General features: G+C 76.6%; 7 protein-coding genes. 3 read left to right on the top strand and 4 right to left on the bottom strand.

Annotated features, from left to right (window positions below; translation table 11 throughout):
- Positions 1–51 precede the first annotated feature (51 nt).
- The 4 genes from ACFT55_RS18110 to ACFT55_RS18125 form a co-directional block, all read right to left on the bottom strand.
- Positions 52–1,083, bottom strand: coding sequence for a L,D-transpeptidase family protein (locus tag ACFT55_RS18110; RefSeq protein ID WP_380245238.1), 1,032 nt, complete (start codon positions 1,081–1,083; stop codon positions 52–54).
- A gap of 243 nt (positions 1,084–1,326) precedes the next feature.
- Positions 1,327–1,611: an SHOCT domain-containing protein gene (locus tag ACFT55_RS18115; protein ID WP_380245239.1), complete on the bottom strand. Its 285-nt coding sequence runs from the start codon at positions 1,609–1,611 to the stop codon at positions 1,327–1,329.
- A 144-nt stretch (positions 1,612–1,755) separates the two neighbouring features.
- On the bottom strand, positions 1,756–2,421 hold the full coding sequence (locus ACFT55_RS18120; protein ID WP_380245240.1) for a response regulator: 666 nt from the start codon (positions 2,419–2,421) through the stop codon (positions 1,756–1,758).
- Positions 2,418–3,632, bottom strand: a complete 1,215-nt coding sequence (locus tag ACFT55_RS18125; protein WP_380245241.1) for a sensor histidine kinase — start codon at positions 3,630–3,632, stop codon at positions 2,418–2,420. Before ACFT55_RS18125 ends, ACFT55_RS18120 begins: the two co-directional genes overlap by 4 nt.
- Before the next feature lie 147 nt (positions 3,633–3,779).
- On the opposite strand from ACFT55_RS18125, the gene ACFT55_RS18130 reads away from it, so the two are divergent.
- From ACFT55_RS18130 to ACFT55_RS18140, 3 genes are all read left to right on the top strand, one after another.
- Positions 3,780–4,904: a DNA glycosylase AlkZ-like family protein gene (locus tag ACFT55_RS18130; protein ID WP_380245242.1), complete on the top strand. Its 1,125-nt coding sequence runs from the start codon at positions 3,780–3,782 to the stop codon at positions 4,902–4,904.
- An 85-nt stretch (positions 4,905–4,989) separates the two neighbouring features.
- The gene (locus ACFT55_RS18135; protein ID WP_380245243.1) at positions 4,990–6,360 is read left to right on the top strand and encodes a phosphotransferase; all 1,371 of its coding nucleotides are present in this window, start codon (positions 4,990–4,992) and stop codon (positions 6,358–6,360) included.
- 120 nt (positions 6,361–6,480) lie between these two features.
- On the top strand, positions 6,481–6,930 hold the full coding sequence (locus ACFT55_RS18140; protein WP_380245244.1) for a hypothetical protein: 450 nt from the start codon (positions 6,481–6,483) through the stop codon (positions 6,928–6,930).
- Positions 6,931–6,977: the final 47 nt, after the last annotated feature.

Genomic DNA, 6,977 nt, shown 5'->3' on the forward strand with positions numbered 1-6,977 from the left:
GAATTCCCGGGGGAATTCACGCCGATTTCGTACCCCCAACGGCGGGGTCGGTCAGTAGAGGATGACCGGGGTGCCGTGGGGCATGCCCCAGGAGTCCCACAGCCAGTTGATCGCCGAGTTGGACACCCGCACGCACCCGTGCGAGGCGGGGTACGGCGGGATCGACGGCGAGCCGTGCACCGCGTACCCGCCCGAGAAGTACTTCGGCCGGTACATCGAGCCCAGCTCGAGCGTGGACTCGTGCATGCCGTCGCGTTCCATGTAGACCGCGAACGAGCCGTGCGGGGTCGTCGCGTGATACGTGCGGCCCTTGGCCTCGTAGGTGTCGCCGTTGCCCGACGACGCGTTGAAGATCCGGGTGACCTGACCGTTCTCGACGGTCATGAGGAGCTGTCGCTCCAGGTCGATCTCGACCACCTTGCCCGACGACGAGTGCGCCTGCGGGCGCACGCCGTCGTCGAGGGCGGCCTGCGTCTTCGGGCCGACGACGCCGTCGCGGTACTGGCCCGCCGCCTTCTGCAGCGCCCACACGGCCTGCTGCGTGGCGGGGCCGAAGCTGCCGTCCGCGTCCAGGAGGAAGTAGCCCAGCTCCTGCAGCCGCTCCTGGAGGGCGACGACCCGCGCGCCGGAGTCGCCGTAGGCGAGCATCTTGTCGCGCTCGTCGGCGGCCTTCTTCGCGGCAGCCTCCTCGGCTGCCTTCTGGTCCGCGGCCTCCTGGGCGGCGGCCTCCTCGGCGGCCTCCTTCTCCGCGGCCTTCTTCTCCGCAGCCTTCTTCTCCGCAGCCTTCTTCGCCTTCTCGGCAGCCTTCTGCTCGGCGGCCTTCTTCGCGGCGTCGTCGGCGGCCTTCTGGTCCGCCTGCTGCTGGGCGGTGTCCTCGGACGCCGAGCCCTGGACCCCGTCGTCGGTGGCCGAGACGCCGTCGGACGCGCTGCCGGTCGACGTCGCGGCGGTCGGGGCGGCCCCCGGCTCCGGCTGCGTGTCACCCGGGAGCGGGGCGCAACCTCCGAGCACCAGGGCGAGCACCACCGGCACGCCGAGGAGCGACGCCGCGCGGCGTCGCCGAGTCCTGGGAACCGTACGCATCGTGCCCCTTCCGCGCCGGTGTGCGGCGTACCGGGTGCGCCGCGGGGTACCACCGTGCCCCGTGCGCGCCCGGATCGCGAGCGCAGCACCCCGGCCGTGTCGTGATCGTGACCTGTCGTTCGTCGTCCACCTGCTACGACGCGCGACGAGGCGAAAAGGTTGTGGCGCGGGACATCTTCTCGCACGCGGGCCGCCCCACCGTCCGCAGGGACGGCGGGGCGGCCGCGTCGCCGGCACGACGGGTCAGCGGCGGTCCTCCTTGAGGACGGCGAGGCGCTGCCGGTACTCGGCCTCGTCGATCTCACCGCGGGCGTACCGCTCGCCCAGGACGTCGACGCCGCTGGCGCCGCCGCGGGCCCACGGCGGCCCGTACCGGCGCGCCCGGCGGGCGATCAGGAACACGACGGTGGCGAAGAGCAGGAACCACAGGATCGGGAAGACGATCCACCAGCCCGGCCCCCCGCCGCCGGCGTACGGGTGCGCGGCGACGGCCGCGGGGACGGCGATCGCGGTGGCAGTGGTGAGCATCGTGGACTCCTCGTGACGGTGGGTCCGCCCTCTGCGGGCCCTCGACCACCACCGTCGCCCGGCGAGGAGGGCCGCGTCGTCACCCCGGCGTACCGACCTGGGTGGTCCCGTCGTGCCACCGGTCGAGCGTGTCGTACGGGCTGGTCAGCCGGACCAGCCCGGCCGGACGACGCCGCCCTCGTACGCCGCGACGACGAGCTGCGCACGGTCCCGAGCACCCAGCTTCGCCATCACCCGCGAGACGTGCGTCTTGACGGTCGACTCCGACAGGTAGAGCGAGCGCGCGATCTCGTCGTTCGACAGCCCGCCGGCCACCTCGACGAGCACCTCGCGCTCGCGGGCGGTCAGGTCACCGAGGCCGGGCGGGGGCGGCACGTCGCGGGTGGCCTCCGCGACGCGGGCCAGCAGCCGGCGCGTCACGGTCGGGGACAGGAGGGCGTCGCCCGCGGCGGCCACGCGCACGGCCCGGACGAGGTCCGCAGGCTCCGTGTCCTTCACGAGGAAGCCGCTCGCGCCGCCGCGGATCGCCTCGGCCACGTACTCGTCCAGCTCGAACGTGGTCACCACGACCACGTGCACGTCGGCGGCACCAGGGTCGGCGACGATGCGACGGGTGGCCTCCAGGCCGTCGGTGCCGGGCATGCGCACGTCCATGAGGACCACGTCGGGCAGCAGCTCCAGGGCCAGGCGCACCGCCTCGTCCCCTCGCGCGGCCTCGCCCACCACGGTCATGTCGTCCTCGGCGTCGAGGAGCGCGCGGAAGCCGCCCCGCACCAGCGCCTGGTCGTCGGCCAGCAGCACGCGGATCATGCGTCCTCCGTCGCGTCGTCGGGCAGCGGGATGGTGGCGTCGACGACGAAGCCTGCCCCGCGCCCGGGCGACCCGTGCTCCGTGCGCAGCCCGCCGCCCGCGCCCTCGACCCGCTCCCGCATCCCGCGCAGCCCGTAGCCGGGCGGGCGCTCCTCCGGAGGTCCGCCGGGCCCGCCGTCGTCGGTGACGGTGACCCGCAGCCGGTGGTCCTCGCGCGCCACCCGCACGACGACGGACCGTGCGCCCGGCGCGTGCCTGCCCACGTTCGTCAGGGACTCCTGCACCACGCGGTAGGCGACGCCCGCGAGGCGCGGGGGCACCGCGCCCTCGGAGAGGAGGGCGGGCTCCACGTCGAACCGGACGTCGACGGCGCGGGCGCGCAGCGGCTCCGCCAGGCGGGGCAGCGCCGCGAGGTCCCACGTGGGGGAGCGTGGCTCGTGCGCGCCCTCCCGCCCGGCGTCCTCGCCGTCCGGCGGGTCCTCGCCGCGCACGACGCCCAGCACGGCGCGCACCTCGTCGAGGGCGTCGCGGCTGGTGGACTTGATGGACGCGAGCGAGGAACGCGCCTGCTCGACGTCGCGGTCCAGCAGGTGCAGGCCCACGCCCGCCTGGACGTTGATGGCGGACAGCGAGTGGGCGAGGACGTCGTGCAGCTCGCGCGCGATGCGGAGGCGTTCGGTGGCGACGGCCGTGCGTTCGCGCTCGGCGCGGGCGGCGCGCAGGGCGGCCGCGCGTGCGACGCGCTCGCGGATGCCCGTGGCGACCAGGAGCGCGACGGCGGTCCAGGCGGCCCCGCCCAGGACGGCGGCGGACCGCGGCGCGTCGTCGCGGGGGGCCGCTGCTCCCACCACGGTGCCCCACAGGAGCGCCGCCCCCGACCAGGCGATCACGCGGGCACGGCCGGCCGGGCCCGTGAGCAGCACCATGACGAGCACCCCGACCGCGCCGCCCAGCACCGGTCCCCACGCGTAGCCCAGCACCAGGTACGCGCCGACGGCGCCGACCGCCAGCAGCACCGCGAGCACCGGCCGGCGGGGAAGGGTGAGGAGCACGACCGGCCCGACCAGCGCGAGGAGCAGCCCCAGCGCGTCGACGTCGCGAGCGCCAGGCTGCCAGTGCGACGCCCCGAGGGTCCCGAACGTCACGACGACGGCGAGCGCCACCGCGAGGAAGAGCCGGGGGCGCCAACGGTCGAGGGGGCCGCGGTCCATGCCGGGCACGCTACGCCGCGGCCGGCGGCAGCGCGTCCGACCGGGGTGCCGTGCGGCGTCGTCCCCCGGGACCATGCCCGGGCGGCCTGGCGGGCGCCGTCGCACGACCGCCCCCGTGGTGTGGGCGGCCGGCGCTACCGTCGCGAGGTGACCCGCGACGACGCCGCGCCGGCGGTGCGGCTGACCCGAGACCAGGCCCGCCGCATCGCGGTGCGGGCCCAGCTGCTCGACGGGCGCCGCGCGGACGACCCGCGGCACCCGGGCGACCTGGTGACGACCGTCGAGCACCTCCTGGTGCTGCCGGTCGACCCGACGACGGCGGTGGCGCCCGCCGTCGACCTCGTGCCGTGGTCCCGCCTCGGCCGTGCGACGTGGCCCGGCGCGGTGGAGGACGCCCTGGCGGACCGGATGCTGTTCCGGCTGGGCGGCACGGTCCGCTCGACGGAGGACCTCCCGCTCTGGCTCGAGCAGATGCGTCGATGGCCCTTCGGGGACTGGCGTGCGAGCTGGTTCCACGACAACGCGCCGTTCCTCGACGACGTCCTCGCCCTGCTCGCCCAGGCCGGCCCGCTCAGCGCCCGCGACGTGCCGGACACCAGCGTGCGGCCGTGGCGCTCCACCGGCTGGACGGGGCACCGCAACGTGACGCAGATGCTGGAGTTCGCCGCTCTGCACGGGGACGTCGCGGTCGCCGGGCGGCGCGGCCGCGACCGCCTGTGGGACCTGGCGGAGCGCGTCCACCCGGACGTCACGCCGCTGCCCCGCGAGGAGGCGGCCCGCGAGCGCGTCGCCCGGTTCGTCCGCGCGCGCGGCATCACCCGCGCCCGCGTGCCAGGGCTCCCCGGGGACGAGGACTACGTGGACCTCACGGGCACGCCTGCCACCGTGGAGGGCAGCGACCGGACGTGGCTCGTCGACCCGGGTGCGCTGGAGTCGGTCGACGAGCCCTTCGAGGGCCGCACCGCCGTGCTCTCGCCCTTCGACGCCCTCGTGCACGACCGTGCTCGGCTGCTGGAGATCTTCGACTTCGACTACGTCCTCGAGATGTACAAGCCGCGCGCCCAGCGCCGGTGGGGCTACTTCGCGCTCCCCGTGCTGCACGGGGACCGGTTCGTCGGGAAGGTGGACGCCACCGCCGACCGGAAGGCCGGCGTCCTGCGCGTGGACGCGATCCACGAGGACCTGCCCTTCACGCCCGACGTCGCGCAGGCGGTGCGGCACGAGCTGGCGGAGCTCGCCGGGTGGCTCGGGCTCGACGACGTCTCGCTCTGACCCGCCGGAGCACCGCCGCGGGCCGATGAGAGGGCTCTCATCGGCGTCTCACCCCGCGCTCGTGCCCGCGCGGTCGGATGACGGGGTGCCGACCCCTCCGCCCACCGCCCCGCCCGCGGTCGCCCCTGACGACCACCGCGCCTGGCTCGACCTGCTCGCCGGCGACGGCGCGGCCGACGTGCTGGGCGCGGCGCTCGCGGCGGACGGCGCCGAGCTCGAGTCCTGGACGCTGCGGCAGGTGCACGCGCGGCCGGGCGCCGAGGTGACGGTCGCCTTCGAGGTCGTGGCCCGGCGGGCGGAGGGCGGGGTGCGTCGCGCGCACGAGCACCTCTTCGCGTCGACCGCCCCTGCCTCCACCTTCCGCCGCGCGCGGGGCGAGGACCTGCCGGTGGGCAGCGACCCCGGGCCGGGCGTGGTGCGGCTCGACGACGGCGGCCGGAGCCTGCACGTGTGGCGCCACCCGCACGACCCCGCGCTGCCCGGGCTGGAGGCAGGGAGCACGCCGGCGCTCGTGCAGGAGCGGCTGCGGGAGGCGGGCGCGGACGTCGCGGTGCTCGGCCTGGAGACCGTCACCTACCGCCCCCTGCGCCGCGCGGTGCTCCGGGCGCGCACGTCCGCGGGCACCGTGTACGTCAAGGTGGTGCGGCCCTCCCGCGTGGGCGAGCTGGTCGAGCGGCACGCGCTCTTCGCGGGCGCGCCGGCGGGCGTCCACGCGCCGCCGGTGCTCGGCTGGTCACCCGACGGCGTCGTGCTGCTCGCGGAGGTGCCGGGCGCGTCGGTCGCCGACCTCGTCGCCTGGACCCCGGCGGTCGGGCAGGCGGGCTGCATCGACCCCGCGGAGATCCTGCGGGTGGCGCAAGGCCTCCCGGCCGCGGGCCGACGGCTGCCGCGTCGTGCGCCGTGGGCCGACCGGCTCGACCGCTACCTCGGCACCCTCGCCTCGCTGCACGGGATGGAACCGGGCCGCCTGGAGCACCTGGGCGCCCGGGTCGCGGCCGTGGTCGCGACGCGGGACCCGGGGCCCGTGGTCACGACCCACGGCGACCTGCACGCGGCGAACCTGCTGCTCGACCCCGCCGACCACCTCGCCGTCCACGCTGCCGACGACCCTGCCGACCACCTTGCCGACGAGCCCGGCGGAGCGCGCACGACCCCGCGCGTGGGCGGTGTGCTGGACGTCGACACCCTCGGTCCGGGCCATCTGGTCGACGACCTGGCGTGCGCCGTCGCGCACCTGGCCGTGCTCACCGCGATCGAGCCCCGCCTGTACGCGGGGACGGAGGGGCTCGTCGCGCGCTGCCTGGACGTCTTCGGCCGCGCGGCGGACCCGGCGCTCCTGCGCGCGCGGGCGGCGGCCGTCGTCGTCTCGCTCGCGGCCGGAGCGGACGACGCCGTGCGCGCCGACGCGTTCCTCCACGTCGCCGAGCGGCTCGCAGCGGACGCGACGGGAATCTGAGAGACCTCTCACCCGCGGCTCCCCGGCGTCTCACGGGGCCCGCGAAGGCTGGGAACCAGCCGGGCAGGAGCCCGGACCGCCCGGCGGGCACGCCGCCGACCGACACGAGGGAGCAGCACCATGAAGGCACGCAGCGCATGGATCGTCACCGGAGCGCTGGGCGCGGTCGGCCTGGGCGCCGTCGCCGCCGCGGCGCAGGGCGCCGTCGACCGCGCGCCGTCGGACGACGTCGCGACCACCACGGTGCGCCTCGCCGACGACCGCGGGGGCTCGACGCCGGACCCGACGTCGAGCGCGAACGCGGCCACCGCACCCGTCGAGTCGCCCGTCCGGTCGGCGGACCCGTCGCCGTCGGCGGTGCAGAACGCCTCGTCCGTCACCACGGTGACGGCCCAGACCGCGCAGTCGACGAAGACCGCCCCGACTCCTCAGTCGCCCGCCAGCCCGACCACGCCCGCCAGCCCGACCACGCCCGCCAGCCCGAACACGCCGGCGAGCCCGGTCAGCCCGGTCACCCCGCAGTCGGCCCAGAGCGCCCAGAGCGCCCCGAGCGCCCCGAGCGCCGGCTGACCGCCCACCCGCCCTCGCCGAACAGGCGGTTGTGCACGTTCTGAACG

Origin of the sequence: Isoptericola sp. NPDC057191 (assembly GCF_042670225.1) — a bacterium.
GTDB lineage: Bacteria > Actinomycetota > Actinomycetes > Actinomycetales > Cellulomonadaceae > Isoptericola.